Below are 1,555 nucleotides of genomic sequence, written 5' to 3'. Positions count from 1 at the left end.
AAAGGGGAGTGGTGGAGCCGACGGACCAGACTTGCAGTAGGTGAGTGATGGGGTGACGCAGGAAGGTAGTCCAGCCCGGGCGGTGGTTGTCCCGGGGTAAGGGTGTAGCCCGTCATCCAGGTAAATCCGGATGGCATGTGGGTGAGACCTGATGCCGAGCCGATTGTGGTGAAGTGGATGATCCTATGCTGTCGAGAAAAGCCTCTAGCGAGTTTCATGGCGGCCCGTACCCTAAACCGACTCAGGTGGTCAGGTAGAGAATACCGAGGCGTTCGGGTGAACTATGGTTAAGGAACTCGGCAAAATGCCCCCGTAACTTCGGGAGAAGGGGGGCCACATCCGGTGACGGGCTTTACGCCTCGAGCTGGGGGTGGCCGCAGAGACCAGCGAGAAGCGACTGTTTACTAAAAACACAGGTCCGTGCGAAGCCGTAAGGCGATGTATACGGACTGACGCCTGCCCGGTGCTGGAACGTTAAGGGGACCGGTTAGTGCGCTTTCGGGCGTGCGAAGCTGAGAACTTAAGCGCCAGTAAACGGCGGTGGTAACTATAACCATCCTAAGGTAGCGAAATTCCTTGTCGGGTAAGTTCCGACCTGCACGAATGGCGTAACGACTTCTCGACTGTCTCAACCATAGGCCCGGTGAAATTGCACTACGAGTAAAGATGCTCGTTTCGCGCAGCAGGACGGAAAGACCCCGGGACCTTTACTACAGTTTGATATTGGTGTTCGGTTCGGCTTGTGTAGGATAGCTGGGAGACTGTGAAGCTCGGACGCCAGTTCGGGTGGAGTCGTCGTTGAAATACCAGTCTGGTCGTGCTGGATGTCTAACCTGGGTCCGTGATCCGGATCAGGGACAGTGTCTGATGGGTAGTTTAACTGGGGCGGTTGCCTCCTAAAGGGTAACGGAGGCGCCCAAAGGTTCCCTCAGCCTGGTTGGCAATCAGGTGTTGAGTGTAAGTGCACAAGGGAGCTTGACTGTGAGACCGACGGGTCGAGCAGGGACGAAAGTCGGGACTAGTGATCCGGCGGTGGCTTGTGGAAGCGCCGTCGCTCAACGGATAAAAGGTACCCCGGGGATAACAGGCTGATCTTCCCCAAGAGTCCATATCGACGGGATGGTTTGGCACCTCGATGTCGGCTCGTCGCATCCTGGGGCTGGAGTCGGTCCCAAGGGTTGGGCTGTTCGCCCATTAAAGCGGTACGCGAGCTGGGTTTAGAACGTCGTGAGACAGTTCGGTCCCTATCCGCTGTGCGCGTAGGAGTCTTGAGAAGGGCTGTCCCTAGTACGAGAGGACCGGGACGGACGAACCTCTGGTGTGCCAGTTGTTCTGCCAAGGGCATGGCTGGTTGGCTACGTTCGGGAGGGATAACCGCTGAAAGCATCTAAGCGGGAAGCCTGCTTCGAGATGAGGACTCCCACCCACTTGATGGGGTAAGGCTCCCAGTAGACGACTGGGTTGATAGGCCGGATCTGGAAGCACGGCAACGTGTGGAGGTGACCGGTACTAATAGGCCGAGGGCTTGTCCTCAGTTGCTCGCGTCCACTGTGTT

At 57.3% G+C, this 1,555-nt stretch carries 1 rRNA gene (cut by a window edge); it reads left to right on the top strand.

Annotated elements, in window-relative coordinates:
- Positions 1-1,533, top strand: a 23S ribosomal RNA gene (locus tag ACIF8T_RS40450); it begins 1,685 nt to the left of the window's first position.
- The last annotated feature ends 22 nt before the right edge of the window (positions 1,534-1,555 follow it).

Source organism: Streptomyces sp. NPDC085946, from assembly GCF_044540485.1.
Classification (GTDB): Bacteria; Actinomycetota; Actinomycetes; order Streptomycetales; family Streptomycetaceae; genus Streptomyces.
Note: the sequence above shows the minus strand (reverse complement) of the source record. Positions and strands in the feature narration are given on the sequence as shown.